Raw genomic sequence first — 26,405 nt, forward strand, 5'->3', positions numbered from 1 at the left:
CGTCTCCATGTCCAGCTCGCGCATGTGCCGCGGCAAGCGGTCGGGGTCCTTGCCGGTTCAGCCGATCGCGCGCGGCGCGTGAGTCACTCCGAGGCGGCCGGCCCTGTCGAGCAGGTATCGCCGCTCGACCTGGTTGTCCGTCAAGGCGGCCGCCTCGCGGTACAGCGTCGCCGCGCCGGCCGTGTCGCCGGTCATCTGGAGCAGGTGGGCGCGCACCGCGCGTTCCCGTTGCCGGGTCAGGGGTTCCTGATCCAGCCGGTGGTTCCGGTTGAGGTCGTCCAGGAGTGCCAGCCCCCGGGGCGGTCCGTACGCCTGGGCCACTGCCACCACCCGGCTCAGCCGCACCGGCGCGGTCGGGGTGAGCCGTTCGAGCCACAGGTACAGCACCGCGATCTGCGGCCAGTCCGTCTGCTCCGGTGACACGGCCGCGGCGTGCACGGCTGCGATCGCCGCCTGCAGTTGGTACGGGCCCACCTCGCGCCGGCTCCAGACGCTGTCGATCAGCTCGGTGCCCTCGCGGATCAGGCCGGGATCCCACTGTGTCCGGTCCTGTTCGTCCAGTGGCACCAGCTCGTCGTCACGGCTGGTGCGAGCGGGGCGTCGTGACTCGGTGAGCAGCATCAACGCGAGCAGACCGGTCACCTCGGCGTCGTCCGGCAGGGAGTCACGGAGCATGCGGGTCAGCCGGATCGCCTCACGGGTCAGGTCGACGCGGGCGAGTTCGCCGCCGGTGGAGGCCGTGTAACCCTCGTTGAAGATCAGGTAGAGCACCTGCGTCACGGCGACCATCCGACTGTCGCGGTCGGCGTCGGTCGGCGGGGTGAAGCGGGCGCCGGCGCGGGCCAGTCGCTGTTTGGCGCGGCTGATCCGGGTGCCCATGGTGTTCTCGGCCGTCCCGTAGGCGTGCGCGATCTCGGCGGTCGTCAGACCGCCCACCGCGCGCAGCGTGAGCGCCACCTGGGAGGCGGTGCTCAGCGCGGGGTGGCAGCAGAGCAGCAGCAGGGTGAGGCTGTCGTCGGTCTCCTGCGAGGGGGGCGCGTGGCGGGCCGGTTCCCGCATGGCCAGTTCGGCGATCCCGGCTTCCTGCTCGCGCCGACGCCGGGCCTGGTCGGAGCGGAGCAGGTCGACCATCCGCCGGTAGCCGATCCGGATCAGCCAGCTGCGCGGGTTCTCCGGCACGCCGTCGACCGGCCATGCCCGGCTCGCGGCGAGCAGCGCCTCCTGCACCGCGTCCTCGGCGACGTCGAAGTGGCCGAAGCGCCGGGTCAGCGCGCCGAGCACCTGCGGCGCCTCCACGCGCAGCAGGTGCTCGACGTCCGCGCTCATGCCGGGTCCGCCTTCCGCGTGCCCTCCCGGTCCTTCACCTCCGCCGGGTGTCGCCCGGTCACGCCGTGAACTCCTCATCCATGATGGGTCGGATCTCGATCGGCTCGCCCAGCACCTCGACGATCCGCGAGGCGATCTCCACGGCTCGTTCCCGGCCGGCCACGTCGATCACGGCGAAGCTGGCCAGGACCTCCTTGAGCTCGGCGAACGGTCCGTCGGTCGCCACCACCCCGTCCGACGTCCTGCGGACCGTGGTGCTGACCACCGGGTGGCCGAGGCCCTCGCTGCCGACGAACTCGCCGGTCTCGATCAGCTCTCGCTCGAACCTCTGGTATGCGGCGAAGGCGGCCGTCGCCTCCTCGGAGGGCGTGTCGGCGGTCGCGGCGTCCCAGGCGGCGGCCGGTGTGTAGCCGAGCAACAGGTATTTCACGGCGGATCCTTTTTGATCGTTGTCGGTAACTGTACGTCGGGTCAGGCGGAGCGGCGCATGGACGGCGCGAGGGCGGTCGTCCAGGTGAAGGCGACGGCGGCCATGACTTCCTCCATGGTGGGTCCGTCGTCACCTCGTGGCCGAGTCCGGGATCTCGACACGGATGAGATGTGATCCACATCACATGCGGCGGGCGTCGAGGCGTGTGGCCCGCCTCCGAGGTATCGGCAAGTACTCACCAAGGAGGACGAGATGTCTGAGACCAACCAGCCGAGTGCCGAACTGAAGGCTCTGGATCGCCTGGTCGGCGCCTGGGCGATCACCGGCGGCGCGGAGGGAACCGTGCGGTACGAGTGGATGCCCGGCGGGTTCTTCCTGCTCCAGCACGTCGAGCTCACTCAGTTCGGCCAGCCGATCACCGGTCTGGAGGTGATCGGAAACCTGCGCCCGTTCGGCGAGCCGGTCGGCGCGGACGTGGTGTCGCGGTTCTACGACTCCGCCGGCAACACCCTCGACTACGTCTACGAGCTGACCGGTGACAAGCTGACCATCTGGGGAGGCGTGAAGGGCGGCCCGGCGTACTACGAGGGCAGGTTCAGCGCGGACGGCGCCACGGTCACCGGCGAATGGGTCTATCCGGGTGGGGGCGGATACGCGTCGACCATGACCCGGATCTGACGTCGGTCCGCATCACTGCTCCGAACGGCCGGGGATCGGGGAGGCTCCCTGAACGGGGAGGTCACCGCTCTCCGACCGGTTCGCCCGGCGCTGCGGCCTTCGCCTCCGCCGCCGCGGGGCGAGGCGATGTCGTGGTCGGCGCCGACCGTTCGGCGGAGGAGGTCTCCGCCGAACGGCGGAGACCGGGCGTGGACGACTCCACGTCTCAGCCGTGGTGACCGCATGTGCCGGGTGGATAGTGTCAGGTCGTGCTCGTGAACATCCGGAATGCCGCATGACGATCAGATTGGTCATCGCCGACGACCATGTCATGATCAGAGCGGGCCTGCGGCTGGTCGCGGAGAACGCGGACGGCATCGAGGTGGTCGGTGAGGCGGCTGACGGGAACGAGGCCGTCGCCCTCGCCCGGTCCGAGCGTCCCGACGTGCTGCTGCTGGACCTCGCGATGCCGGTCGTCGACGGTCTGGAGGCCGCCCGCACACTGCTCGGCGACCCCACGCCGCCCGGGATCGTGATGCTGACGACGTTCGGCAGCGACGAGAACCTGGACCGGGCGCTGCGTACCGGTGTCAACGGGTTCCTGCTGAAGAGCTCGCCCCCTGAACACCTTGTCGAGGCCATCCGGGTGGCGGCGGCCGGTGACGGGCTCATCGACCCCGCGGTGACCATGCGGGTGATCGCCTCCTTCGTGGCGCGACCGGTGCTGAAGCCGCCGCCGGGGCTGGACGCGCTCACCGAGCGTGAGCGCGACGTGCTGCTCCTGATGGCGCGCGGGCTGTCCAACCGCGAGATCGCCGGAGAGGCAGGCGTCGGGGAGGCCACGGTCCGCAGCCATGTCGCCCAGATCCTGCGCAAGCTGGGCCTCCGCGGTCGTCTGCAGGCGGTGGTTCTGGCCTATGAGTCCGGCTTCGTACGTCCTGGCGAGGTGTGATGCTCTCCGTGCGAGGCGGCCGGCGGCTTCTGATCGGGTTCCGCCTGCCCGATGGATGGCGGCCGAGCCGCATGGACATGCTGCTCGCTCTCGCTGTGGTGGTGGCCGGGCAGGTCGAGTCGTTCGGGAGGCAGGGGCTGGATCCGGGCCAGGTCCGCCATCCCGTGCCGCTCGCGGCGGGCGCCGTCGTCGCCGGGGCGCTCCTGGCCCTGCGCCGCAGATCCCCGGTGGGAACGCTGCTGGTGCTGATGGCCGTCGGCGCAGCTGTGCGGGTGGTCACAGGCGGCCTGTACTACCCCGCCTGGCACTTCTACTCCACCCTCATCCTCGTGCACACCGTGGCCGGCGCGGCGGAGTTGCGCAGCCGACGCGGGGCGGCCGGCCTCGCGTCCGTGCTGACCGCCTACCTCTTCCTGCAGGCCTTCCAGTACAACGACCTGGCCGAGGTGCTGATCAGCGCCGTCTTCATCGGCGTCGCGTACGTCAGCGGCATCCTGCTTCGCCGCCAGATCGACCAGACGCTGCGCCTGGCGAGGCGGACCGCCAGGCTGGAGGCCGAACGCGAGGAACAGGCCAGGCGCGCCGTGGACGAGGAACGGGCCAGGATCGCCCGTGAGCTGCACGACATCGTCTCGCACAACGTCAGCCTGATGACACTGCAGGCGGGCGGTGTGCGCACGATGCTGGGCGAGGAAGCGCGGCGCGAGCGCGATCTGCTGCTCAACGTCGAGCGGGCGGGCCGCGAGGCCGTGGAGGAACTGCGGCTCATGCTCGGCATGCTGCGCGATCCCGGCGGGACGGGCGTCCAGCCGCCGTCCGCGGGCCTGGACGGCCTGGACGCGCTGGTCGCGCAGGTCAAGGACACGGGCGTGGCGGTCGGCGTAGGCGTGAAGGGCCGGCCACGACCGTTGCCGCCGGGGCTCGACCTGTCGGCGTACCGGGTGGTCCAGGAGGCGCTGACCAACGCGCTCAAGCACGCCCGCGCCGGCCGTATCGACGTCACCGTCACCCATTCACCCGGCGCGCTGGTCCTGGAGGTCGTCGATGACGGCACGGGCGACGGCGGCGGCCAGGGCAGCGGGCACGGCCTGATCGGGATGCGCGAGCGGGTGGCGATGTACGGCGGCGAACTGACCGCGGGGCCCACGCCGGGCGGCCGCGGCTACCGCGTGCACGCCAGGTTTCCGCTCGGCTGAGTCCCCGTGCGGTGGCGAGGTTTCCGCTCGGCCAGGTCCCGCACGACGGCGGAGACGAGGTCGTCCGGCAGGCGGACGACCGTCCTGTGCGGCCCGATCTAGCGTCCTTCTCCAACGGTCTGTCGCCGACGAAGGAGAACGCCCATGTCACCGCTGTCAGATCCGGTCCGGTTTCGCCGCCTGGCCGCAGGGGTGTGTCTCATCGCCGCGCCGGTCATGTACGTCGCGGGGATTCTCGCCGACCCCGCGCTGAGGCTGGGCGGTGGCGTCGACACGGTCGGCGTCTACGGACGGCATCTGGAGCAGGTTTCGCTGAGCGCGGCGCTCCTGCACTGGAGCTGGGTGCTGCTGGTGCCGGGCGTGATCGGCATGATCCACCTCGTACGGCGGCGCGCGGTGCTGCTCGGGCACATCACGGGCGCTCTCGCGCTGCTGGGCGTGGTGAACTTCTCCGCCCTCATGCTGGGAGACTTCTTCTACGCCCGGCTGGAGCGTGAGCTGGTCCCCGCCACCGGCGCCGCGCTGGCCGATCAGGCCCTGGCCGACCCCGGGGCCGTTTTCGGCTTCCAGATCCCCGGCTTCGTGGGGCTGGCCGGGCTGTTCCTGCTCGGCCTGGTCCTGGCCTACGGCCGCCGGGCGCCGTGGTGGGCCCCGTTCGCCATACTGGCGGGTGTTCTCACCGCGCCCGTGTTCTGGGTCGGCACGGTGATCGGAGGACTTCTGTACCTGGCCGGGGCGGGCGCCGTCGGAGTTCGCATGATCCGGATGACCGACGTCGAGTGGGCCGACTCCGGCACCCGCGAACACCGCGAACACGATGAAGGCGTGCGGTCACCGCACTAGACGGCGCGGGTCAGTCGCTTCGCGGCGTCGGGGAAGAGGTCTGCCGCGCGTCGCCTGACACCTTCGGCCTCCTCGACGGACAGGGCGCCGCACTCCGCCAGACCGCGAAGGTTCGCGTCGGCGGACGCCTCGGTCGTGCACGGGGCGCCCCAGTCGCTGCCGTAGACGATGTGGTCGGCGCCGACGGTGGCCACCGCCGGAAGCAGCGACTGCACGGCGGCGGTCGCCGCCGTGTCGACATAGAGCTTCGAGACCTGCTCGTCGATCTCGTTCGCCGTCATTCCCTGTGGCACCCATGCCTCGCCGCCGAGAAGGCGGAGCCGTCCGGTCAGCGCGGGGAAGGCGCCTCCGCAGTGGGCGATGACGAAGGTGATGTTCGGGTACCGCGTGAACGTCTTGCGGAACAGCATGTCGAAGACGGTCCGGGCGGTCTCGAAGGCCACCTCGTACAACGGCGCCGGGTGATCCAGGACAGGGGGGCGACGCGCGTCCGGGTGGACGAACACCACGGCTCCCCAGTCGTCGAGCTGCGCCCACAACGGCGCGAGTGAGTCGTCGCCCAGGTGGACGCCGTTGTAGTCGGCCGTGACCGCGAACCCGTCGGCGTCGAGGTGCTTGTGCGCCCGCCTCGCCTCCTGCAGGGCGGCTGACGGATCGTCGGTGGGCAGCCCCGCCAGGAGACCGAACCTCGACGGATGGTCCGCCACGAGTTTCGCGCCGTGGTCGTTCGAGGCGCGAACGGCGGCCACCGTGCTCGGGACGTTGCTCAACAGCTGCATGGCGGTTCCCGAGGAGTCCATGTAGGCCAGTGTCCGCTCCAGGGACCACTCGTAGGGCTCCGGGAAGTAGATCCCCCTGCCGAGCATGGCCTGCCATGCCCGGGTGCGCTCGTCCTTCGTGCTCGGCGGGGAGAAGTGTGCGTGGATGTCGATGCATCCGTCGGCACGGGCGGTCGTTCGGTGTGGTGCGGTGACCATGGGCGTTCTCGCCTTTCCGTACTGGTGTCAGTCGCGACGCGGATCCGCTCGGGTGACCATCGGTGGTGTCAGTCGTGACGCGGATCCGCTCGGGTGATAACCGGTGGTGTCAGTCGCGGTGCGGATCCGCTCGGGTGACCATCGGTGGTGTCAGTCGTGACGCGGATCCGCTCGGGTGATAACCGGTGGTGTCAGTCGCGGTGCGGATCCGCTCGGGTGACCACCGGCTCCCCTCGGCGCGGTCCGCGGAGCGACCGGGCGTGAACGGATGATCACCGTCTTCCGGTTCTCGGCGCGGGGTTACGCGCGCCGCGGCTGCCCGCCGGTGAACAGCGCTAGGCCCTCCTCGATCTCCCGGAGCGGGCTCTGCTCCAGAATCGGCGCCAGCAGCGCCCGGGCCTCGGCCGGTGAGACCAACGCCGACGGGTCCACCTCGTCCACCCGCCAGCTGCCGCTGTCGTCGTAGATGTACTCGCCTGCGAGCCGCCCGTCGCGATAGGGCCAGCACGCCGCGAAGTTGTGCGAGACCTGGTAGACGCCCCGGGGGTCGACGTCCTCGCCGGCGAGCGCCGGATCCGTGCCGCGGACCACCTGGGCGAAGACGGCCTCGATGAAGACGCCGTGGTCCGAGACGGCCACCTGCTCCTCCAGGGCGCCGAACACGTTGACTCCCTCGGAGACGATGTGCGAGTAGAAGCTGCGGACCTCGTCCATGCCGTCGCACACCGTGGTCCTGCCCCGCTCGGTGATCCGGTAGATCGGGTGGTCCACCATCATGGCCGGCGTGAGGATGTCCTCCCAGAAGCCCGACACCTCCAGCAGCGCGTGCCGACGGTAGTTCTTCAGCATGTGCCGATGCGTCGGGTTCTCGACGACCGCGAGTGCGGCGTCGACGCCTTCGGTGATGTCACGGACGTCAAACACCTTCATCGTTCTCTCCTTTTTCGTTGTCAGCTGATGTCGGCACGGACGAGGGGACCGTCCGCTCTCCGAGGTAGGCGCCGGCCAGTTCGTCGATCCTGGGCCGCATCTCGTCCGTGGTCCCCGAGGCCGCCATCGTCCCGCCGGCCATGACATGGACGCGGTCGACCCACCGCAGTGCCACGTGGACGTGTTGCTCGACGATGAGGACCCCGCATCCCCGCTCGGCCGCGATGCGGCGAAGCACCGGGAAGAAGGCGTTGACGACCAGCGGCGCGAGACCCAGGCTCATCTCGTCCACGATCAGCAGGCTCGGATCGCGGCACAGAGCCCGCGCGAGCGCGAGCATCTGCTGCTCTCCGCCGGAGAGCGCGGCGACCCTGCGGCCGCCGAGCTCTCCCAGCGCGGGGAAGTACTCCAGCACCCACTTCGGCGGCCTCCGCGCACCGCAGGCGAGCCTGATGGTCTCGTCCACGGTCAGGGACGGGAACAGCGAGCGGTCCTCGGGGACGTGCTGTATGCCCGCCCGTGCGCGTTGCGCCGGCGCCAGCCCGGCGATCGAGCCCGCGTCCAGTCGGATCTCGCCCGAGTACACGCTCACCAGGCCGGAGATCGCAAGGAGCGTCGTGGTCTTTCCCGCGCCGTTGGCGCCGAGCAGGGCCACCAGTTCGCCCCGCTCCACCGAGAGGCTGACGTCGCGCACGACGGGCACGGACGCGTATCCGGCCGTCAGGCGTCTCACTTCCAGCAGGCTCACCGCGCCCCCTCGGTCGGCAGGCTCGGCTGGAGCCGCTCCTCGTCTCGTGTCTCCGGGTCGTCGGCGCCCAGATAGGCCGCGACGACCGCGGGGTCGTTCCGCACCTGCCGGGGCGCGCCGCTGGCGATGACCGCGCCGAAGTCGAGGACGTACAGCCGGTCGCAGATCCCGAGGACGAGCGGCATGTCGTGATCGACGAGGACGACCGACGTGCCCGAGGCGACGACGTCCCGCAGGATCTCGCCCAGCAGGTCGCGTTCGCTTCCGTCCAGGCCGGCCGCGGGTTCGTCCATCAGCAGCAGCTTCGGGTCGCCGGCCAGCGCACGGGCGATGCCGACCAGAACACGCTGTCCGTGCGACAGCTCGCCGGGCATCCGGTCGGCCAGCCCGCCTATTCCCAGGCGTGCGAGAGCGTCGTGTTCCGCCCGCTCGCCGCCCCGGCGGGGAAGGACCCCGACGGCTTTCGGCCGGCGGGGAACCGCCATCCGCACGTTCTCGGAGACGGTCAGGTCCTCGAAGAGTTGCAGTGTCTGCCAGGTCCGGGCGATCCCCATGCGGGCCCGCTCCGACGGCCGGCGGCGCAGGACGTCCTGTCCGTCGAACGTGAGGGCGCCACTCGTGGGCGTGGCGAATCCGGTGATCGCGTCAAGCAGCGTGCTCTTCCCCGCGCCGTTCGGGCCGATCACGCCGACCAGTTCCGTCGGCGTGATCTCGACGTCGACCTCGTTGAGCGCGCGCACGCCGCCGTAGTGCAGGCAGAGCGCCTCGGCGCGAAGGAGGGGGCCGGCCATCATGACTCTCCCGTCGCGGTCACGCCACGTCGCCGCTGTCTCCGCCATGTCTCCCGCAGGGCGCGTGCTCCGTCGGCGACGCTCACGGCGACGCCGTTCGGCGATCCGATCACGGTCAGGATCACGGCGAGTCCCGCGAACAGGGGCTGGTAGTCCGGGCCTATCCCGAACCACGTCGTCACGGCGTGGAACAGGAGACCCTGTGACACCAACAGGCCGCCCACGAGTGCGCCGCTGACCGTTCCGACGCCTCCCAGTACGGCGACGCCGAAGAACGCGATGGAGGTCAGCGGCCCGAAGCGATCCGCGCTGACGCCGGCGAAGTTGTAGCCGTACAGCACACCGGCGACCCCCGCGAGCAGGCCGCCCATCGCGAAGGCGGCGGTCTTGACGGCCCCCACGTTCACGCCGGTCGCCACGGCGGCGGCCTCGCTGGAGCGGACGGCCAGCATCCGCGCGCCGAGGGCTGATCGCCGGACCCTGACCACGAGGAGCGCGCACCCCAGAAGGGCGACGAAGACGACGAGGCCGAATCCGCTGCTGGGCGACTCCGTCCCCCAGAACGAGTGGGACGGGGAGATCTCCGTGCCGAAGACCGTGATCGGCGCGACGTTCGCGGGACGCAGTCCGCTGCCCCACTGCGGGTTGCCGAACCAGAACCGCTGGGCGGCCACGCCGCCGGCCAGCGTCAGCACCGCCAGCTGGAGCCCGCGCACCCGGCGTGCCGGCACCGAGAACAGCAGGCTCGTCGCCACCGCTGCCGCGATGCCGGCGATCGGGGGCAGGGGGAAGGGAAGGTTCGCGTCGGTTCCGATCGCGGCGGTCACATATCCGGCGGCCCCGGCCACGGCCATCTGGGCGAAGGAGATCTGGCCCACGAAGCCCGTCGTGACGACGACCGACAGGCAGAGCACGGCCCCGAGCATCGTGTTGATCAACGCCTGGCGCCAGTCGAACGAAAGCCCTGCCAGTGCCGCGACGACGACCACGGCGCCCACGACGGCGGCGGGCCCGACGTGCCGAGGCCGGGGCGCGCGGGGCATCGGGGGCGCGACCGCCGTCAGCCTGTCCGGCAACGCGCGTCCCCTGAGGTAGAGCACGACGGCGAGCACGAGGAAGGGCGCCAACTCGGTCACGCCCGGCAGCGGTGCGCCGTCGACCTTGGGAAACCACGGCTGTCCCTGGAAGAGGGCGATCAGCGAGTTCACCGCCCCGAGTCCGAACGCCGTGGCGACGGTGACGCCGAACGACGAGAAACCACCGAGCAGGGCGGCGGTCAGCACCGGGACGACCAGGAGCGTGAAGGTCGTCGGCTGCAGCTGTGTCGTGGGCGCCGCGAGCATGCCGAACAGTCCTCCGAGCACGCTCGCGATCACCCAGTTGGCGGACTCAAGACGGGCGGTGGACAGTCCCAGGAGCACCGAGCCCTTCCTGCTGTCCGCGGCCGCGCGGGTCGCGATCCCGAACCGGGTGTAGCGGTAGAGCGTCCAGAGCAGGGCCGTCACCACGACCACGAGGCCGGCCAGGAGCAGGCGGTCCTCCGGAATGGAGACGCCGAGCAGGTCGACCGGCGCCTGCGGCAGGACCGCCGGGGCGGCGACCGGGTCGGCTCCCCAGCGAAGGACGATCACCGCCTGCACCGTCAGCAGGACGCCCGACGACGCGACGATCTTGGCAAGCGGACCTGCCTTCGCCAGCGGCCGGTAGACCAGCAGGTACTGCAGCACGCCGAGGCCGGCCGCCAGGGCCAGGCCGATCGCCAGGGCGGGCAGTGCGCCGAGCGGTTCGCGGTCGGCCGTCAGCGGGATCGACGGCGGCAGTACCAGGGTCCCGGTCGTACGCAGCTCGGAGTACACGTAGGCGGAGTAGGCCGCGGTGGCGCCCGCGGCGATGTTGATGACGCCCGTCGAGCGGTACGTCACCACCATGCCGGTGGCGAGCCCGGCGATGAGCGCGCCGTACCCGAGCCCGAGCATCATGAAGGCGAGGATCTGTTCGGTGCTCATCGGCGGACCTCGGGGGCGGCGTCAGCCGGTGGAACGCGTCGCGCTGTCATTTCGTGATGCCGATGCTCTCGGCGTTCACTTCGACGGAACGTTCCCACCGGTCGCCGCCCTGGTACTCGGCCAGGAAGACGGTGGTCGAGCAGAGCGACGGAAGGCCCTTGTCGGCGAGGAAGCCGCAGGCGACGCGGTCGGGTCCGAGGAACAGCGGGCCGCCGAACCCCTTCCACCAGTCGGAGACCGCCGCGGGTGTGGGGTCGGCGCCCAGCTGGTTGAGCATCTTCGCGTCCAGAATGATCGAGTCCCAGGCGTAGGGTGCGAGCCCGCCGACCTTCGCGCGCGGAGCGTAGGCGTTCATGACGCTTCGGTAGATCGCGGCCTGCTGGTCCGTTCGGGGGGACAACACGTTGCGGGACTGTCCCACGTACGTCCACTTCGGCAGGTCGCCGCCGTTCGCCTGGCGCACGGAGTCGTCCGTGCAGAAGTCGAGCGCGATGATCGGCGCCTTGACGCCGAGCTGCTGTACGGCGCGCGCGGTGGGAACGCAGCTGGGGGTGTTCGAGATCCGCACCACCGCGTCCGCGTCGAGTGCTCCCGCCGAGACGAGCGCGGAGGCGACGTCGGCGGAGCCGGTCTGGGTGGCGACCTGTTTGAACGAGACTCCGAGGTGGCCGAACGCGGCCGCGACCGACTTGGCGCCGAAGGCCGAGCCGGGGTCGTCGCCGTCGTAGACCACGGCGACGCGCTTGGCCTTGAGGACGTCGGCGACGTACTTCGCGATACCGCCCTGGATTCCGTACGAGCCGGGCCAGGGCTGGTACACGCCCTTCGCGGCGACGTCCGTGGGGGAGGCGGGCGTCTGCCCGACGACCGCCTTCCGGTCGCTCAGGGTCTCGTAGACGGCCGCGGTCCCGACGGTCAGCAGGCTGAGCTGGACGACCTTCACCCGTTCGTCGTTGGCCATCTTCTGCGCACAGTTCAGCGCCTCCTCCTGCGCGGAGACGACCACGCAGGGGACGAGCGCGAGCGGACGGCCGCCGATGCCTCCCAGCTTGTCGTTCACGAACTTGACGGCCGCCTCCGCCGCGACCTGCGACTCGGGGAAACTCGGGATGCCGCCGTGCTGGGTGATGAACCCGATGTGCACCGGCGGCTTGCCGGCGTCCGCACTCCCCGGCGTGCCGCCGACGTAGGCGCTCAGCGTGCTCTGCGCGACGCTCAGGCTCGGCAGTCCGGCCGTGCTCGCCGGCGTCGCGTTCGCGCCCGTCTGTCCGTTCGACTCCGGGCCGGAGCAACCGGTGAGTCCCAGGAGGACTCCGGCGCCCGCCGCCGCGACCGCACGCCAGTTGCGCCTGCGGCCAGATATGTAGCCGGTCATTCGTTGACGCCCCTCATGTCGCGGCCGTTCGACGTGAGCTCGATCACCGGGTCGTGACCGTAGATCCATCCGTTGTGCGTCAACGGGTCCTCCTTCGCGAATGACTCGTCCCTGGCCTGTTGCGCCGGTCCGTCGGGCAGGTGGTTGGTCTCGGCCCTGCCTCGGCTCGCCTGCTGCACCCGGGTGGCCCGTGGACGGCGGATCCTCTCGTAGCGTTCGAGAGCGCCCTGCGGGTCCGCCGGCCGGTCGGCGAGGCAGTGAGCGAGCACCGCGGCGTCTTCGAGCGCCTGGGCGGCCCCTTGGGCGTAGAACGGGAACATGGGGTGTGCGGCGTCGCCGATCAGCGCGATCGGGCCGCTGGTCCAACGGGGCAGCGGATCACGGTCCAGGAGCGCCCACTGGCCGGTGCTGTCCGCCGCCGCGAGCAGCGCGGTCAGCTCGGGCGCCCATCCGCCGAACTCCGCTCGCAGGTCCTCGATCCGGCCCTCGGCCGACCAGGACTCGGTCGTCCAGTCATGCGCCGGTCCGAAGGCGACGATGTTGACCAGTGCGCCCGCGGAGATCGGGTAGTGCACGAGGTGGCGGTCGGGCCCCAGCCAGAGTGTCTGGACGGGACGCAGCGCGAACGCCGGAGCCCGGTGCGCCGGCACCAGGCAGCGGTAGGCGCACATCCCCGAGAACCGCGGCGGCCCGGTCCGCCCCACGAACCGTCCGACGGTGGTGTGCACCCCGTCGGCGCCGACGACGACGTCGGCCACCGCCCGTGATCCGTCGGCGAAGGCGATCTCGACGCCCCGGGTGAGTCGCTCCAGCCCGACGACGCGGCTGTTCAGCCGCAGCGCCGACTCGGGAACCGCTGCCCGGACCACGTCGAGGAGATCGGCGCGGTGGGTGACGTAGCACTGCTCGCCGTAGCGGCGCTCGCACTCGTCGCCGAGTCGCTGGGAGAACAGCACCCGTCCGTCGGCCCAGCGCCGGAACTCCCAGCCGGTCCGCAGTGCCACCGCGCGTTCCCTCAACCGCTCGAACTGGCCGAGGCGGCGCAGCAGCCGTACGGCGTTGGGTGACACGACGAGTCCCGCCCCCACCTCGGCGAGCTCTCTGGCCTGCTCGTACACGGTCACTTCGATTCCGGCGCGGTGGAGGAAGGCCGCAGCGGCGAGGCCGCCGATCCCCCCGCCGACCACGGCCACCCGTGGGCCCGGCGGGGACGGCTTGTCGCTGATGCCCATTCGCATGCTCCTGTCGATCTGAGGGGTGAAACCGGCGACGCCGCCGACGTGAGCGGCAGGGGCGTTCCGGGGCGCGAGCGCGAATGTCCCGTCGGTGAGGCGGCAGGTGTGTCGGCGGCCAGACCGTAGACTCGCTTTGCGGGCTGCCCCTACGATCCACGGCGGGCGCGGCGTGCCGCAGCATGATGTCCGTTGAACGGACTCCTTCCTGGTCCGCGCCGCTCGGCGAGCCGCACAATGACACCGATGCCACTGCCATCCCGAGTAGGTGATCGACATGGCCAACAGCACCGAACGCGGCCGAACGGTCACGTCCCGGGCATTCGCCGTCCTGGGCGCGTTCACCCCGGCGCAGCCGGAGTTGACGCTCGCCCAGATCTGCCGGATCACGGGCCTTCGCCACGCCACCGCGCATCGGCTGATTCGCGAGCTGGTCGGCTGGGGGGCGCTGGAGCGCACTTCACGCGGCGCCTATGTGATCGGCCTGCGGCTGTGGGAGCTCGGCACGCTCAACCCGCGGGGGTTGCCGCTGCGCGTTCGTGCGATGCCGTTCATGGAAGACCTCCACGCCGTCACGCGACAGCATGTGCAGCTCGCCGTCCTTGACGGCGGTGAGGCTCTCGTGGTCGAACGGATCTCCGCGGCCGACGCGATCCCCGTCGTGTCCCAGGTGGGCGGGCGGCTGCCGCTGCACGCCTCCGCCGTGGGCAAGGTGCTCCTGGCGCACGCGGACGAGGAGCTGTTCGCCGGGGTGGTCCGGGACGGCCTGGCCCGCTTCACCGCCTCGACGGTCACCGACGAGGCGGGACTGCGCGTGGCGCTGGCCGAATGCCGGCGGACGGGCGTCGCCGTCGTACGGGAGGAGATGAGCGCGGGCGCCTACTCGGTGGCGACGCCGATCACCGACGCGAAGGGACGCGTGGTCGCCGGGCTCTCCGTGGTGGGGCCTGACCCGGCGATCCACCGGCTGGTGCCGGCCGTCGTGATGGCGGGGCGCGGCATCTCCCGCGGCCTGACCTCGGTGCCCGGCCCGGCCGGCGGGGACGACGCCGCTCTCCTCTGCGGACGGTCGTCGACCCGCGAACCGGCCGGGGCGGGCGGTGAATGAGCGCCCGAACGACGTCCGGGCCGAGATGAGCGGGAACGCGGAGGACTGGCTGTCGTCACGCCCGCGCGGGCGCGAGCACGATGTCGAAGCGCGCCCTGGACCAGGCGCCGTCGACGGACCGGCCGTCCGGCGTCGGCGTGCCGGCCGGCTGCCGCTCGAAGTCCTTGACCAGTGACTCCCTGACCCCGAAGACGCTGTCCTTGTCGAGCAGTTCGTCCCCTCGGACGAAGATGTGCGTCACCAGCCGCCGACACCCCTCCGCGGTGACCATGAAGTGCAGGTGGGAGGCGCGCATCGGGGATCGGCCGACCGCGGCGAGCAGTTCGCCGACCGGGCCGTCATGCGGGATCGGGTACGGCGTCGGGGTGATTCCCCAGAACGAGTAGCGCCCGTCGTCGTCGGTGAACAGATGGGCCCGGGCGGCTGTCCGCTCGTCGTCGTACTGCACGTCGTACCTGCCGTGCTCGTCGGCCTCCCAGACTTCGATCCTGGCCCCGGGCACGGGCCGGCCCGCCGTGTCGGTGACGGTCCCGTCGACCAGGCACGGCTCGCCGGCGGCGCCGAAGGCGATGTCCCCGCCGATCGGCGCCTCCGGGCTGTTCTCGACGAAGAAAGGCCCGAAGACGGTGGCCTCGGTCGCGTCGCCGTCGGCCTCGTTGTTGATCGTGATGGTCTGCATCGAGGCCCCGAGGACGTCGGAGAGCAGGATGAACTCCTGCCGCCTGGCGTCGGTGATGTGACCGGCCGCGGTGAGGAAGGCGATCGCCGCCGCCCACTCCTCCTCGGTGAGCCGCGTCTCGCGCAGGAAGCCGTGGAGGTGACGCGTCAACGACCGCATCACCTCCCTGAGCCGGGGGTCCCGGCATCCGTCGAACGACCTCAGCACCCTGTCGGTCAAGGCGGTCTCCCGGCGCTCCTGTTCGGCCGGGACACCGGCGGAGGCGATGGTCGACGGCGTGGTCACGGCGCTCCTCCAGCCTGGACGGCCCGTCCTTCGGGGCGGGAAGGAGACGCGGAACGGTTCTTCACGGTGTTCTCCGGATCTTGTCGGTGGAGCTTCCCACGGTGATCGGGCGGCCGGTGACCAGGCCGATGTCGCAGGGCCGCCCCAGGGCATGGGGGGCGGTGCGGGGAGGACGTCAAGGCGCGTCTCCCGTCCAGGCGGCGTGCAGGAGCGCCGTCAGTTCGGGCCGGTTCACCGGCCGCGGATTGGCGTACGGCCCGGCCAGCACCTCCTCGGCCACCCGGGCGAGATCGCTCTCGGCGACCCCCAGGTCTCTGAGACTCCCGGGAGCGCCGAGCCTTGCCGTGAGGGCCGTGAGAGCGGCGACGGCGTCGGCGGCGTCGGCGGTGTCGTTCAGGCCCAGGGACCGGCGCAGGGCGGCGGCCGCGGCCGGAACCGCGGGCAGGTTGTACGCGGCGACATGAGGGAGCATGACGGCGTGGGTCGCGGCGTGCGGGAGGTCCAGCATGCCGCCGAGAACATGGCACAGCTTGTGGTGCAGGCCCATCGTGGTGGCACCGAGGCAGGCTCCGCACAGCCACGCCCCCCGCAGCGCCGTCGCCCGTCCCACCCGGTCGCGGGGGTCGTCGGCGATGAGCGGCAGGGCGGTCGCGAGATCCCGGACGCCCTGTTCCGCCATGGCCGTGACCACCGGAGAGCCGTCCGGGGCGTACAGGGCCTCGACGGCGTGGGCGACCGCGTTGAGCCCGCTGGTCACCGAGACGTCGACCGGAAGCGTCATGGTCAGCTCCGGGTCGTAGACCACGCTTCGCGGCAGGACGGCGGGGGCGCGTCCGGTCCGCTTGCGGGCGTTCTCGGTGAGTCCCCAGATCGGCGTCATCTCCGAGCCGGCGTAGGTCGTGGGCAGCGCCAGCACGGGCAGCCCCCGCCGGAGCGCGAGCGCCTTGCCGAGGCCGACCGTCGACCCGCCTCCCGCGGCGACGCAGCCGTCGACGGCCAGGTCGGCCGCGACCGCCTCCGCGGCGGCGACGGTCTCGACCGGCACGTGCATCCGCGCCTCGTCGAACACGCCCACGGCGCGCTCACCGAGCAGCGCGGTCACCCGCTGGGCCAGCTCCCGCTGCTGCGGGGTGGACAGGACCAGTATTCGTCGCGACCCGATCCGTTCGGCCTCGTCGGGAAGCCGGGCCATGCTCCCCGCACCGAACACGACCCGCATCGGCAGGGCCTCGTGGACAAAGCTGTCTGTCATTCGTCGTCTCCAGTGCGGCATGTGCCGGATGTCAGGATCGGGCCGGCGGAACGGCGCGGGCGCGCCGAACCGTTCCGCCACGGCCGCGTGGTCCTTTCGCTCACGCGTTGCTCGGAAAGTCGAAGCTGGCCCCGGAGTTCCCGTGGGGAGCGCCGTGCGGCCGAGGCCACCGGGTCGTGACGACCTTGGCGCGGGTGTAGAAGCTGACGCCCTCAGGACCGTGCACGTGCTTGTCGCCGAAGAGCGACTCCTTCCACCCGCCGAAGGAGTAGAAGGCCATCGGGACCGGCACCGGGACGTTGACGCCGATCATCCCCACGTGGACGCCGCGCTGGAACCGGCGCGCCGCCTCACCGCTGGAGGTGAAGACGGCCGTGCCGTTGCCGTACGGGTTCGCGTTGATCAGCGCGATCGCCTCGTCGACGTCGTCGGCGCGCACGACGCACAGCACGGGACCGAAGATCTCCTCCCGGTAGACGTCCATGTCCCGCCGCACCTGGTCGATCAGTGTGGGACCGAGGAAGAAGCCCTGCTCGTGTCCGGGCACGACGTGTCCGCGACCGTCGACCACGACCCGTCCGCCCTGCTCGGCCCCGGTTTCGATCAACCCGGCGATCCGCTCCCGCGCCTGACGGGTGACGACGGGGCCCATCTCGCTGTCCGGGTCCCCGCCGGGCCCGACCCGCACCGCGCGCGCTCGCCGGGCGACCGCGTCGACCACCCTGTCGGCCTCGGAGCCGACCGCGACCGCCGCGGAGACGGCCATGCAGCGTTCTCCCGCCGAACCGAAGGCGGCGGCGACGAGATGGTCCGCCGCGAAGTCGACGTCGGCGTCGGGCAGGACGACGGCGTGGTTCTTGGCCCCGCCGAGCGCCTGGACCCGCTTGCCCGTCGCCGAGGCGCGTTCATGGACGTAGCGGGCGATGGGCGTGGAGCCGACAAAGGAGACCGCGGCCACCTCCGGTGAGTCGATGAGGGCGTCGACGGCGACCTTGTCCCCGTGCAGGACGTTGAAGACGCCGTCCGGCAACCCGGCCTCCTGCCACAGCCGGGCCAGCAGCATCGACGCCGACGGGTCACGCTCACTCGGCTTGAGAACGAAGGTGTTGCCGCAGGCGATGGCGACCGGGAACATCCACATCGGAACCATCGCCGGAAAGTTGAACGGCGTGATCCCGACGCACGCGCCGATCGGCTCGCGGAACGACCAGGTGTCCACCCCTGTCGAGACCTGGTCGGAGTAGTCGCCCTTGAGCAGGGTCGGGATGCCGCAGGCGAACTCGACCACCTCCAGGCCGCGGTGCACCTCCCCGAGCGCGTCGGACAGCACCTTGCCGTGCTCGGCGGTGATCAGCTCGGCGAGCCTTCCCGCGTCGCGGTTGACCAGCTCCCGGAAGGCGAACAGCACCCGGGTGCGTCGCATCAGCGACGTCTGGCTCCATCCGTCGTATGCCGCCCTGGCGGCGTCCACCGCGGCGGCCGCGTCCTCGGGCGTCGCGAGGAGCACCTCGTTCCGCTGTCGGCCTGTGGCGGGGTCGTAGACGGGGGCGGTTCGCACCGACCGTCCCGCGACGGCCCTGCCGCCGATCCAGTGCTCGATGACAGCCATGTGTTCCTCCTTGATCGTGCGGGCGGGCCCGCGCTCACGTGTTTTCCGCGCCGGCCTGCCCGCGTCGCCGGGCCAGCAGGGTGGAGATCGCCACGGCGACGACGAGAGCCACGCCGTTGAACACGTCCGGCACCCAGTCCGCGGCGCCCGCCAGCGTGAGTCCGCTCACCGAGAGCGCGACGAACAGCGCGCCGACCACGGTGCCGAGCACGTTGTAGCGGCCGGGGTCTATCGCGGTGCCGCCGAGGAAGACGGCGGCCAGCGCGGGAAAGAGCAGGTCGACTCCGCTGTTCACCAGACCTCCGCCGTTGCGCGCGGTGAGCAGGACGCCGGCGACGCCGGCGAGTCCCCCGGAGATCACGAAGGCCAGGAAGGACATCCGGGTGACCGAGATGCCGACCAGGCGGGCGGCGGAGGGGTTGCCGCCCACGGCGTGGAGACGGCGGCCGACGGCGGTCTGGCCGAGCACGAACCAGCAGGCGGCGATGACGGCCGCCACCGGCCAGATCACCCGGGGCAGACCGAGCCAGGTCCCCGAGCCGAGGTCACGCAGCGGCTGCGCGATGTCGCGGGTGATGCCCACGCCGCCCGTGTACCACTGCACGACTCCGGGAAGAAGCGTGGCGGTGCCGATCGTGACGATGAACGCGTTGAGCCGGAGCGCCGCCACGAGGGTCGCGTTGACGACGCCGACGGCGAGTCCGGCCAGCAGGCCACCGGCCACGCCCACCGGCAGCGGGACGTGATGGTCGGACAGCAGCGCCGCGCAGGCGATCGAGGAGACGAGCGAGGTCGCCGCGACGGAGAAGTCGAAGTGCCCGCCGACCAGCGGGAAGATCGCCGCGATTCCCAGCACGGAGACCACGGCGATGTTGCCCAGGACCGCCTGGAGGTTCGCCGTCGTGGGGAAGGCCGGGGAACTCGCGGGCAGGACGCTGAAGAACAGGCACACCGCGCCGAGCAGCAGGACCAGGCCGTACCGCTCACCCAGCCTCCGTAGCGCGTGGGACCTCGCGGACGCCGCTCCCGGCGGCGTGATGGCGCTCATGACGCCTCCCGGTCGGCGTAGGAGTGCTTGACGATGGCGGGGATGGCGACCTCGGCGCCGCACAGGCGCGCGGCCACACGTCCGGCCCGCAGCACCACGACGCGGTCGCAGAGGTGGGCCAGTTCCTCGACGTCGGAGGAGGCGACCACCACGGCGGCGCCGCGGGCGGCCACGGCCCGGAGCCGTTGGTAGATGTCGGCCCTGGCCATCACGTCGACGCCCTGGGTGGGCTCGTCGAGCAGGAGCACCCGGGGCGCTCGCTGGAGCCAGCGGGCGACCACGACCTTCTGCTGGTTGCCTCCCGACAGCCGGGTGATCGCCTGACCCGGACCCGAAGTCTTGATATTGAAGTCGTCGATCGCGCTCTGAGTCGCGGCCCGTTCGCTGGACGGTCGCAGCCACGACCACCGCACATGCCGCCTGAGGGTGGCGATCGTGGTGTTCCGCACGATCGAGAAGTCACCGAACAACGCGTCACCGTGACGGTCCTCGGGCACCAGCGCCACCCCTGCCCGCATGGCGGCCCGCACGGACGGCGGCAGCGGCCGCCCCTCGATCAGGATCGTGCCGGATCGCGGCGAAACGGCGCCGAACAGGCTGCGGAGCAGCGTCGAGCGCCCGGAGCCGAGCAGTCCGGCGACGCCCACGATCTCCCCGGCGTGCGCCTCCAGGCTGACCTCGCGCAGGGGGCCGACGCAGAGCCCCCGGACCTGGACCGCCGGCTGCGCCGACGACCTGTCCCGCCCGGGCGCGGCGGCGCGCGCCGGGTAGAGGGCCTCCACCGTCCGCCCCGCGATGAGCTCGGCCAGCCGGAGCCGGTCGAGGTCCGCTGTGGGCAGGCTCTCGGCGACCACCCCGTCCCGCAGGACCGTCACCCAGTGCGCCAGCGACAGCACCTCGGCCAGCCGATGGCTGACGTAGAGGATCGCCTGCCCGGCGGCGGCTCTGCGGGCGAGCGCCTCAAGGAGGACGTCCACCTCGTGGTGGGGCAGGCTGGCGGTCGGCTCGTCGAGCACGAGGACCTGGCCCGGCTCGTCGTCGGCGAGCGCACGGGCGATCGCCACCATGGTGCGGTCCGCCGGACGCAGACTCGCCACCTTCGCCCCGGGGTCGACCGAGAGGTCGAAGCGTTCCAGCTCGGCGGCCGTGGAGCGACGCAACCGCGACCACGACACGGATCCGAGCCGGGTCGGAAATCCGCGGGAGAGCGCGAAGTTCTCCGCCACGGTCATGTCGAGGACCAGGCCCAGGTCCTGGTGCACGAAGCGCAGCCCGGCCCGATCGGCCGCCGCCGCCGTGAAACCGGCGAGGTCGGCGCCGGGGCGTCCCCGCCCGCGCAGGGTGCCGGCGTCCGCGTGTTCGATGCCGGCCAGCACCTTGATCAGGGTGGACTTGCCCGACCCGTTGCCTCCGGCGAGGGCGTGTATCCGCCCGGGGCGCAGGGTCAGGGAGACACCCTTGAGCACCGGGACCGCGCCGTAGGACTTCCGCACGTCCTCGACGTGGAGGACGGCGTCGTGCGGGCCGGGAGCTTCGGCGCTCATCGCCCCCACGCCTTTCTGTACGCCGCGCGGAAGTCCATCGGCGCCACGTAGGGGCCCGACCGCGGCAGGTTGGCGCGTGAGTCGACGGTCTGGAAACCCAGGCCCGCGGGTATCGGGTTCTGCCCGGCGAAGACCCTGATCAGGGTGTCCACGGCGGCCCACCCGTACCAGTCGATGGGCTGGCCGACCGCGGCGTTCTGCCCCTGGCCGCCGCGAATGAGGTTCAGGTTGGGCGGCAGGCCCTCTCCCCCGATCAGCTGGAGCTCGGCGCGGCGCGGCGAGCCGGCGACCGCCTGTGCGGCTCCGGCCAGGACGAGCGAGTCGAGCGGGATCGACACCCAGGTGGCGTCGGGGTGCCGCAGGAGGGCCGATTCGACGAGCTGGCGCACGTCGCCGAACGTGCTGAGCGTCACGTCCACGGGGTGGACCTTGCATCCGGAGCACGAGGCGATGCCCGTGGCGAACCCCTCGTGCAGCGCCGAACCGATGTTCGTTCCCTTGAAGACCAACTCGATGATCGACGCCCGGCCGCGTGACCGTGCCATGATCCACTGGGCTCGTGCCTGGCCGATGGCCTTCTGGTACTCCTCGTTGGTGGGGTACTCGTCGGCCGGTATGACAGAGGCGGTGAACAGCCGCTCGCCACTGGCGCCGACTCCGGTGTCGCAGTCGAAACCCCAGAAGTCGACGGTGAGCACGCCCGCGGCCTTGGCCTCCCGGAGCGGCTGCCGGATGTCCGAGCAGTCGACGGCCTCGGTGATGATCGCGTCCTGGCGGGCGGCGACGCCCTGGCGGACGCACTGGGCGAAGGCGCCGCCGGCGTTCAGTCTGCCGTCGCAGATCTGGGCCTCCCAGCCGACGGTCTCGGCCGCCTCCTTGACGGCCTCCGCGCCGGTCTGGCACCCGATCGCGCTCTGCCCGCAGGACACGATCCACACCTTCTTGCCCGGGGGCACGGAGGGAGCGGCCGTCGGCGGGACGCCGTAGGAGGAGCCCTTGATGAGTTCGTCGATGAGTTTGTCGAGGTCCTTGTTCCCCTCACCCGTGGCGTCCGTGGACGAGGCGACGCCGGATGAGGTGACGCCGGACGAGGTGGTGCCGGACGAGCAGGCGCCGAGGGCGAGCATCCCGGCGCAGAGCAGGGCGAGCGGATTCCGCCTCCAGGTCTTGCTGAACAACGTCGTACCTCCTGATCGGTCCTGGTAGCGAAGCGGCACCCCCTGCGCCGCGAGGCTGAACGTGATGGGTCGTCAGCCGAGTGCCGCCGCGAACAGCGCGGTGAGCTCGGTGACGGCCCGGTCCGCGCCGGGCGACACGGCCGGCATTCCGAAGAAGGGGTGGATGAGACCGGAGTAGACCCTGAGCGTGGCGGGCACGCCTGCCTGGAGCAGCCGGGCCGCGAAGACGACGCCGTCGTCGCGCAGCGGGTCGAAACCGGCGACGCCCACCACGGTGGGAGGCAGTTCGCCGAGGTCCTCGGCGAGGGCCGGGGACACCCGCGCGTCCTGCGCGGCCTCACGGTCGCCGCGGAAGTAGAGCTTGCTGATCACGGTCAGGTCCTCGGCCTCGAAGAAGTACCCCGTGGCGTTCTCGGTCATCGAGGGGTACGACGCCGTGAAGTCCGTGACGGGCGAGGCGAGCAGCAGGGCCCGGACCGGGTTCCCGCTCCGGGCGGCGAGCAGCGCGGTGACGGCGGCCAGGTTGCCGCCGGAGCTCTCCCCGGCCAGGCCGATCCGCCCGGCGTCGGCGCCGAGGCGATCGATGTTGGCCCGTACCCAGTCGAGCGCGGCCGAGGCGTCCTCGACGGCGGCCGGGAACGGGTTCTCCGGGGCCAGCCGGTAGTCGACCGACACCACGACGGCGGACAGCTCGTGGCTCAGGCGGCGGGCGACGTCCTGCATGAGGTGGGCGCTCCCCATGACGAAGCCGCCGGGGTGGAAGTACAGCACCGTCGGGACCGGCTCGACGGCCTCGGGCCGGAACACCTTCAGGCGCAGGCGTCCGACGGCGACGTCCTCCTCCGAGGCGATCGGCGCGAAGGCCGCGGGGTTCCACCCGCCTTCGACGGCCTGGGTCATCCGGGCTCGCATCTCGTCAGGCTCACCGTCGAACGATCCCGGTGCTCCGACGGAGCGGAGCAGGCCGAGCAGGTCGGCGAATCCACCGTCGAGTTCACTGCCGAGGGGCATGGGGTTCCTCATCTTCCTCGTTGGGTCTGGTTCTGGTCCGCGGGCGCGCGAGGTCGCGCGGCCCGGGTGAGCGTTCGGGCACGGCCCGGTAGTGCTGGGCGCGATCCGGGTGAGCGCTCGGGCACGGCCCGGTCAGTGCTCGGGGCGGGGCAGGGCGGGCGGGGTTCAGGGCGCGAGGACGCGTCGGTGGGACTCCTCGGCGAGGGCGCGCAGCCGATCGAGGTCGACGCCGACCAGGACGCCGCCCCGCTTGCGGACCACCCCGGCGACGACGACCGTGTCGACATTGCCGGCGTGTGCCGCGTTCACCACCGCGGCCACCGGGTCGGTCACCGGATGGAGGTTGAGGTCGGTCGCCCGGACCAGCACGATGTCGGCGGCCTTGCCGGGCGACAGGCTCCCCACCCGATCGCCGAGCCCGAGCGCGTCGGCGGCGCCCTGGGTGGCCAGGTGGAACGCGTCACCGGCGGAGAAGGCGCTCGGCGGGTCCTCGAAGCGCGACTCCCCGGTGTTCACCCGGCTCCGGGTGGCGGCCAGCGCCACCTTCATCTGGGTGAACAGGTCCGAGGCGCCGAACGCCTCGGTGTCGCTGCTGAGCCCGGTCGTGACGCCGAGGCCGCGCAGACGGTCGATCGGGGTGTGCCCGATGCCGGGGAAGCCCTGCTCGTGCTGCGGGGCGACCGCGGCGCTGACGCCGTGGTCGGCCATCATCCGCAGCTCGTCGTCGCTGTTCTCGCTGCAGTGCACGAACGTCAGGTCGGGACCGAGCAGGCCGGCGTCGTTCATCTGGGCGATCGCGGCCATCGCGCCGAAGTCCTTGCCGCAGCCCATGTGGATGGACGTGCGGATGCCGAGGTCGCGGGCCATCGCGAGGTCGTTGCGGGTCACGTCCATCGTCGACAGCTCAGGGCCGCGCCCGGCCAGTGCCAGCGTGACGAGGGCGTCGTCGTCGAAGAGCAGGTCGTTGCGGATCCGGCGCAGGTCGTCGGTGTGGTCGCGATCGCTCCCCATGATCCACCCGGGCAGGTCCACCAGCGGCCAGCCGTGGCCGAACACCGCGCGTCCGCCCGCCTCCCGCAGTCCCCGGATCGCGGCGTCGCCGTGTTCTGGGGAGTTCTGCACGTGCGACCAGTCCATGAGCGTCGTCGTGCCCGCGTCGAGGGCGGCGAGCGCGCCGAGCAGGTTGCCGACGTAGACGTCGTCGGGCCGGTACCGCGAGCCGAGTCTGCCGAACATCTCCCCGAAGTAGGTCATCAGGTCCATGCCGGTGCACCGGTGGCGCACGGCGGACTGCCAGGTGTGTTTGTGGGCGTCGACGAGTCCGGGCAGCACGAGCATCCCGGACGCGTCGAGCACCTCGGCGTCGGGCGCCACGATCTTCTGCCCGACCTCGGCGATCGCTCCGTTCCGCACCAGGACGTCGGTGTCCTTCGCGGTTCCGATCACGGGGTCGCCGGAGACGACCCAGCCACCCGTGATCAGCAGGGCGGTGGCGGCGTTGCTCATCCGATGCACCTTCCGTGGTCTGTCAGTGGCCGGCGAGCGTCAGCTCGGCGCGGACGTCATGGCCGATCGCCTCGGCGTACGCCGCCTGGAGCTCCGGGTCGGACGGACTGGTCGTCCAGGCCCGCGCGACGTACGCGTCGGGACGGACGAGGACCGCGGCCGCGCCGGCCAGCTCGCGGGTGAAACCGGGGTCGTCGGCCACGACCCGGGTGACCCGGGAGAGCGGCTTCCGGGTGGCGGGCGCCTGGTCCGCGCGCTCGACGAGCACGAACGCGCTCCGGGCCGCGACCTCGGTGTAGCGGCGCTCGCCAAGGCGGAGCTCGCCGACGCGGGTGCCGTCCGCCGGGTGCGGGTCGGTCTCCCGGTGGTAGGTGGTTTTGAAGCCGCTCAGCCGGTCACGCAGGATCGTGTTCACCTCGGGGACGGGGATGAGCTCCGTCTCGACGAACTCCTTGAGCTTGAGACCGCCCGGGGTGAAGTCGAAGTGCAGCTTGCACTGGGTCGCGACGTCGTCCATGAGGTCCTGGAGCACCGGATGCCGCTCGTCGTCGTAGGTCTGGAGCAGCGCCTCGGGCGCGTCGCCGGTCGCGACCAGACCGAGTTTCCAGCCGAGGTTGAAGGCGTCCTGGATGCAGTAGTTCATGCCGATGCCGCTGGCCGGGTAGTGCACCCGGGTGGATTCGCCGACGAGCGACACCCGGCCCCGGTGGAGGTAGGGCGTCATCTTGTGGGTGTCGCCGTACCGCGAGACCCACTTGGCGGTGGTGATGCCGAAGTCCTCGCCGAAGATCGCGCGCAGGCTCTCGCGTACCTCCTCGATCGTCACCGGCTCGGTGCGCGGCACGGTGCGACGCGCCTCGGCGACGATGATGAAGCGGGTGGTCCGCTGACCGAACGGATAGGCCAGGACCCAGCCGTTCTCGTTGCGCCGCATCTGCATCGACGCCGCCCACGGGAACGTCAGGTCGGCGTCGATCGACACCGCGGTCATCTCCGCCTCCCGCCCCTCGAACGGGACGCCGGCGCGGGTCCGCACCTCGCTGCGGGCGCCGTCCGCGCCGACCAGGAACCGGGCGTCGAGCCGAACGGTCGCCCCGTCGGCGTCGAGCGCGGTCACGGTGACGCCGCCTGTGCCCTCGGTGTGCTCGACGTAGGTCATCCCTCGCCGCACCTCGGCGCCGGACTCGACGGCCCAGGCGCGCAGCAGGTGCTCGGTGGTGGTCTGCGGCAGGATCAGCGCGTACGGGTGCGCGCTGTCCAGCAGGTCGTAGCGCAGGCCCACGAGCCCGGCGTAGATGTAGCGAGGAACCTCGAAGTCGGGCCGCCAGTTCTTCGCGGCCTCACGGAAGCGGCCCATGAGCCCTCGGGCGTCGAGGAGTTCGAGCACGCGCGGCTGGATGACGCCGGCCCTCGACGGGCTGTCGCCCTCCCGCTTCTCCAAAACGATCACACGTGCCCCGACCCGGGCGGCCTCGGCCGCGACGGTCGCACCGGAGGGGCCGCCACCGATGACGATGACGTCCGCGTCAGTCCTTCGCATTTCTCTGCCTCGCTCCCTGCCAGCCTGTCCGCTCCACGGACAACTGTCCGCTCACCGGCGTGCGGCTGAGCATAGGTTGGCTGCAATCCCGCGTCAATGCCGTCAACACCCTGTAAAACAGCTGTACAGCACAGGGGAGCGCAGATGCGTACACTTGTCCGTTGTACGGATGATCGCCTTTT

General features: G+C 71.6%; 23 protein-coding genes. 5 read left to right on the plus strand and 18 right to left on the minus strand.

Going from position 1 to position 26,405, the window contains the following annotated elements:
- Nucleotides 1–57 precede the first annotated feature (57 nt).
- Together PKF00_RS04110 and PKF00_RS04115 are read right to left on the minus strand one after the other, a co-directional pair.
- The gene (locus PKF00_RS04110; RefSeq protein WP_271215968.1) at nucleotides 58–1,326 is read right to left on the minus strand and encodes an RNA polymerase sigma factor; all 1,269 of its coding nucleotides are present in this window, start codon (nucleotides 1,324–1,326) and stop codon (nucleotides 58–60) included.
- Nucleotides 1,327–1,384: 58 nt separating this feature from the next.
- Nucleotides 1,385–1,756, minus strand: a complete 372-nt coding sequence (locus PKF00_RS04115; RefSeq protein ID WP_271215969.1) for a YciI family protein — start codon at nucleotides 1,754–1,756, stop codon at nucleotides 1,385–1,387.
- Nucleotides 1,757–2,008: 252 nt separating this feature from the next.
- Between PKF00_RS04115 and PKF00_RS04120 the strand changes: the two genes are divergently transcribed.
- From PKF00_RS04120 to PKF00_RS04135, 4 genes are all read left to right on the plus strand, one after another.
- The gene (locus tag PKF00_RS04120; RefSeq protein ID WP_271215970.1) at nucleotides 2,009–2,434 is read left to right on the plus strand and encodes a hypothetical protein; all 426 of its coding nucleotides are present in this window, start codon (nucleotides 2,009–2,011) and stop codon (nucleotides 2,432–2,434) included.
- Nucleotides 2,435–2,708: 274 nt separating this feature from the next.
- Nucleotides 2,709–3,365, plus strand: a complete 657-nt coding sequence (locus PKF00_RS04125; RefSeq protein ID WP_271215971.1) for a response regulator — start codon at nucleotides 2,709–2,711, stop codon at nucleotides 3,363–3,365.
- Nucleotides 3,365–4,561, plus strand: a complete 1,197-nt coding sequence (locus PKF00_RS04130) for a sensor histidine kinase (RefSeq protein WP_271215972.1) — start codon at nucleotides 3,365–3,367, stop codon at nucleotides 4,559–4,561. The genes PKF00_RS04125 and PKF00_RS04130 overlap by 1 nt, the downstream gene beginning before the upstream one ends.
- A 144-nt stretch (nucleotides 4,562–4,705) precedes the next feature.
- Nucleotides 4,706–5,404 (plus strand): hypothetical protein, encoded by a 699-nt coding sequence (locus PKF00_RS04135; RefSeq protein WP_271215973.1) that lies wholly within the window; start codon nucleotides 4,706–4,708, stop codon nucleotides 5,402–5,404.
- On the opposite strand, the gene PKF00_RS04140 is transcribed toward PKF00_RS04135, so the two are convergent.
- From PKF00_RS04140 to PKF00_RS04170, 7 genes are all read right to left on the minus strand, one after another.
- Nucleotides 5,401–6,381: an amidohydrolase family protein gene (locus tag PKF00_RS04140; RefSeq protein WP_271215974.1), complete on the minus strand. Its 981-nt coding sequence runs from the start codon at nucleotides 6,379–6,381 to the stop codon at nucleotides 5,401–5,403. The two genes, PKF00_RS04135 and PKF00_RS04140, sit on opposite strands and share 4 nt — an antisense overlap.
- A gap of 300 nt (nucleotides 6,382–6,681) precedes the next feature.
- Nucleotides 6,682–7,311 carry a hypothetical protein gene (locus PKF00_RS04145; RefSeq protein WP_271215975.1) on the minus strand — a complete coding sequence of 210 codons (630 nt, stop codon included), beginning with the start codon at nucleotides 7,309–7,311 and terminating at the stop codon, nucleotides 6,682–6,684.
- Nucleotides 7,298–8,059: an ABC transporter ATP-binding protein gene (locus tag PKF00_RS04150; RefSeq protein WP_271215976.1), complete on the minus strand. Its 762-nt coding sequence runs from the start codon at nucleotides 8,057–8,059 to the stop codon at nucleotides 7,298–7,300. Before PKF00_RS04150 ends, PKF00_RS04145 begins: the two co-directional genes overlap by 14 nt.
- Nucleotides 8,056–8,853, minus strand: a complete 798-nt coding sequence (locus PKF00_RS04155; RefSeq protein WP_271215977.1) for an ABC transporter ATP-binding protein — start codon at nucleotides 8,851–8,853, stop codon at nucleotides 8,056–8,058. The genes PKF00_RS04150 and PKF00_RS04155 overlap by 4 nt, the downstream gene beginning before the upstream one ends.
- Nucleotides 8,850–10,856: an ABC transporter permease gene (locus PKF00_RS04160; RefSeq protein WP_271215978.1), complete on the minus strand. Its 2,007-nt coding sequence runs from the start codon at nucleotides 10,854–10,856 to the stop codon at nucleotides 8,850–8,852. Before PKF00_RS04160 ends, PKF00_RS04155 begins: the two co-directional genes overlap by 4 nt.
- Nucleotides 10,857–10,902: 46 nt before the next feature.
- The gene (locus PKF00_RS04165; RefSeq protein ID WP_271215979.1) at nucleotides 10,903–12,231 is read right to left on the minus strand and encodes an ABC transporter substrate-binding protein; all 1,329 of its coding nucleotides are present in this window, start codon (nucleotides 12,229–12,231) and stop codon (nucleotides 10,903–10,905) included.
- The gene (locus tag PKF00_RS04170) at nucleotides 12,228–13,463 is read right to left on the minus strand and encodes an FAD-dependent monooxygenase (RefSeq protein WP_271215980.1); all 1,236 of its coding nucleotides are present in this window, start codon (nucleotides 13,461–13,463) and stop codon (nucleotides 12,228–12,230) included. Before PKF00_RS04170 ends, PKF00_RS04165 begins: the two co-directional genes overlap by 4 nt.
- 277 nt (nucleotides 13,464–13,740) lie before the next feature.
- Here PKF00_RS04170 and PKF00_RS04175 point away from each other — a divergent pair, with 277 nt between their 5' ends.
- Nucleotides 13,741–14,571 (plus strand): IclR family transcriptional regulator, encoded by an 831-nt coding sequence (locus PKF00_RS04175; protein WP_271215981.1) that lies wholly within the window; start codon nucleotides 13,741–13,743, stop codon nucleotides 14,569–14,571.
- A 55-nt stretch (nucleotides 14,572–14,626) separates the two neighbouring features.
- On the opposite strand, the gene PKF00_RS04180 is transcribed toward PKF00_RS04175, so the two are convergent.
- The 9 genes from PKF00_RS04180 to PKF00_RS04220 all read right to left on the minus strand — a co-directional run bounded on the left by PKF00_RS04180 (nucleotide 14,627) and on the right by PKF00_RS04220 (nucleotide 26,223).
- The gene (locus PKF00_RS04180; protein ID WP_271215982.1) at nucleotides 14,627–15,535 is read right to left on the minus strand and encodes a dioxygenase family protein; all 909 of its coding nucleotides are present in this window, start codon (nucleotides 15,533–15,535) and stop codon (nucleotides 14,627–14,629) included.
- A 175-nt stretch (nucleotides 15,536–15,710) separates the two neighbouring features.
- Nucleotides 15,711–16,787, minus strand: coding sequence for a maleylacetate reductase (locus PKF00_RS04185; RefSeq protein ID WP_271215983.1), 1,077 nt, complete (start codon nucleotides 16,785–16,787; stop codon nucleotides 15,711–15,713).
- A 100-nt stretch (nucleotides 16,788–16,887) separates the two neighbouring features.
- Nucleotides 16,888–18,396 carry a CoA-acylating methylmalonate-semialdehyde dehydrogenase gene (locus PKF00_RS04190; protein ID WP_271215984.1) on the minus strand — a complete coding sequence of 503 codons (1,509 nt, stop codon included), beginning with the start codon at nucleotides 18,394–18,396 and terminating at the stop codon, nucleotides 16,888–16,890.
- Between the two features lie 34 nt (nucleotides 18,397–18,430).
- Nucleotides 18,431–19,444 carry an ABC transporter permease gene (locus PKF00_RS04195; RefSeq protein WP_271215985.1) on the minus strand — a complete coding sequence of 338 codons (1,014 nt, stop codon included), beginning with the start codon at nucleotides 19,442–19,444 and terminating at the stop codon, nucleotides 18,431–18,433.
- Nucleotides 19,441–20,988 carry a sugar ABC transporter ATP-binding protein gene (locus tag PKF00_RS04200; protein WP_271215986.1) on the minus strand — a complete coding sequence of 516 codons (1,548 nt, stop codon included), beginning with the start codon at nucleotides 20,986–20,988 and terminating at the stop codon, nucleotides 19,441–19,443. The genes PKF00_RS04195 and PKF00_RS04200 overlap by 4 nt, the downstream gene beginning before the upstream one ends.
- Nucleotides 20,985–22,166: a sugar ABC transporter substrate-binding protein gene (locus PKF00_RS04205; protein WP_271215987.1), complete on the minus strand. Its 1,182-nt coding sequence runs from the start codon at nucleotides 22,164–22,166 to the stop codon at nucleotides 20,985–20,987. The genes PKF00_RS04200 and PKF00_RS04205 overlap by 4 nt, the downstream gene beginning before the upstream one ends.
- 72 nt (nucleotides 22,167–22,238) lie before the next feature.
- Nucleotides 22,239–23,177 (minus strand): alpha/beta hydrolase, encoded by a 939-nt coding sequence (locus PKF00_RS04210; protein WP_271215988.1) that lies wholly within the window; start codon nucleotides 23,175–23,177, stop codon nucleotides 22,239–22,241.
- 165 nt (nucleotides 23,178–23,342) lie between these two features.
- Entirely contained in the window at nucleotides 23,343–24,683 is a 1,341-nt protein-coding gene (locus PKF00_RS04215; protein WP_271215989.1) for an amidohydrolase family protein, read from the minus strand.
- A gap of 22 nt (nucleotides 24,684–24,705) precedes the next feature.
- Nucleotides 24,706–26,223, minus strand: coding sequence for an FAD-dependent oxidoreductase (locus tag PKF00_RS04220; RefSeq protein ID WP_271215990.1), 1,518 nt, complete (start codon nucleotides 26,221–26,223; stop codon nucleotides 24,706–24,708).
- Between the last annotated feature and the right edge of the window lie 182 nt (nucleotides 26,224–26,405).

Source organism: Streptosporangium carneum, from assembly GCF_027922005.1.
Classification (GTDB): domain Bacteria; phylum Actinomycetota; class Actinomycetes; order Streptosporangiales; family Streptosporangiaceae; genus Streptosporangium; species Streptosporangium carneum.

Bases quoted from the DNA above. Each gene is read 5' to 3' on its own strand.
- PKF00_RS04110 (WP_271215968.1), bottom strand. From the start codon at position 1,326: ATGAGCGCGGACGTCGAGCACCTGCTGCGCGTGGAGGCGCCGCAGGTG.
- PKF00_RS04120 (WP_271215970.1), top strand. From the start codon at position 2,009: ATGTCTGAGACCAACCAGCCGAGTGCCGAACTGAAGGCTCTGGATCGC.
- PKF00_RS04125 (WP_271215971.1), top strand. From the start codon at position 2,709: ATGACGATCAGATTGGTCATCGCCGACGACCATGTCATGATCAGAGCG.
- PKF00_RS04130 (WP_271215972.1), top strand. From the start codon at position 3,365: ATGCTCTCCGTGCGAGGCGGCCGGCGGCTTCTGATCGGGTTCCGCCTG.
- PKF00_RS04135 (WP_271215973.1), top strand. From the start codon at position 4,706: ATGTCACCGCTGTCAGATCCGGTCCGGTTTCGCCGCCTGGCCGCAGGG.
- PKF00_RS04140 (WP_271215974.1), bottom strand. From the start codon at position 6,381: ATGGTCACCGCACCACACCGAACGACCGCCCGTGCCGACGGATGCATC.
- PKF00_RS04145 (WP_271215975.1), bottom strand. From the start codon at position 7,311: ATGAAGGTGTTTGACGTCCGTGACATCACCGAAGGCGTCGACGCCGCA.
- PKF00_RS04155 (WP_271215977.1), bottom strand. From the start codon at position 8,853: ATGATGGCCGGCCCCCTCCTTCGCGCCGAGGCGCTCTGCCTGCACTAC.
- PKF00_RS04160 (WP_271215978.1), bottom strand. From the start codon at position 10,856: ATGAGCACCGAACAGATCCTCGCCTTCATGATGCTCGGGCTCGGGTAC.
- PKF00_RS04165 (WP_271215979.1), bottom strand. From the start codon at position 12,231: ATGACCGGCTACATATCTGGCCGCAGGCGCAACTGGCGTGCGGTCGCG.
- PKF00_RS04170 (WP_271215980.1), bottom strand. From the start codon at position 13,463: ATGGGCATCAGCGACAAGCCGTCCCCGCCGGGCCCACGGGTGGCCGTG.
- PKF00_RS04175 (WP_271215981.1), top strand. From the start codon at position 13,741: ATGGCCAACAGCACCGAACGCGGCCGAACGGTCACGTCCCGGGCATTC.
- PKF00_RS04185 (WP_271215983.1), bottom strand. From the start codon at position 16,787: ATGACAGACAGCTTTGTCCACGAGGCCCTGCCGATGCGGGTCGTGTTC.
- PKF00_RS04190 (WP_271215984.1), bottom strand. From the start codon at position 18,396: ATGGCTGTCATCGAGCACTGGATCGGCGGCAGGGCCGTCGCGGGACGG.
- PKF00_RS04195 (WP_271215985.1), bottom strand. From the start codon at position 19,444: ATGAGCGCCATCACGCCGCCGGGAGCGGCGTCCGCGAGGTCCCACGCG.
- PKF00_RS04200 (WP_271215986.1), bottom strand. From the start codon at position 20,988: ATGAGCGCCGAAGCTCCCGGCCCGCACGACGCCGTCCTCCACGTCGAG.
- PKF00_RS04210 (WP_271215988.1), bottom strand. From the start codon at position 23,177: ATGCCCCTCGGCAGTGAACTCGACGGTGGATTCGCCGACCTGCTCGGC.
- PKF00_RS04215 (WP_271215989.1), bottom strand. From the start codon at position 24,683: ATGAGCAACGCCGCCACCGCCCTGCTGATCACGGGTGGCTGGGTCGTC.
- PKF00_RS04220 (WP_271215990.1), bottom strand. From the start codon at position 26,223: ATGCGAAGGACTGACGCGGACGTCATCGTCATCGGTGGCGGCCCCTCC.